Genomic DNA, 423 nt, shown 5'->3' with positions numbered 1-423 from the left:
CGGTTAAGCTACCTACTTCTGGTAAAACCCGCTCCCATGGTGTGACGGGCGGTGTGTACAAGACCCGGGAACGTATTCACCGCGACATGCTGATCCGCGATTACTAGCGATTCCAACTTCATGTAGTCGAGTTGCAGACTACAATCCGGACTACGATACACTTTCTGGGATTAGCTCCCCCTCGCGGGTTGGCGGCCCTCTGTATGTACCATTGTATGACGTGTGAAGCCCTACCCATAAGGGCCATGAGGACTTGACGTCATCCCCACCTTCCTCCGGTTTGTCACCGGCAGTCTCATTAGAGTGCTCTTGCGTAGCAACTAATGACAAGGGTTGCGCTCGTTGCGGGACTTAACCCAACATCTCACGACACGAGCTGACGACAGCCATGCAGCACCTGTGTGATGGTTCTCTTTCGAGCAC

General features: G+C 53.9%; 1 rRNA gene. It reads right to left on the bottom strand.

The features are described from left to right. A 16S ribosomal RNA gene (locus tag GTP41_RS26805) occupies positions 1-423 on the bottom strand; the annotation flags it as partial.

This window comes from Pseudoduganella guangdongensis, assembly GCF_009857475.1.
Lineage (GTDB): Bacteria > Pseudomonadota > Gammaproteobacteria > Burkholderiales > Burkholderiaceae_D > Rugamonas > Rugamonas guangdongensis.
Note: the sequence above shows the minus strand (reverse complement) of the source record. Positions and strands in the feature narration are given on the sequence as shown.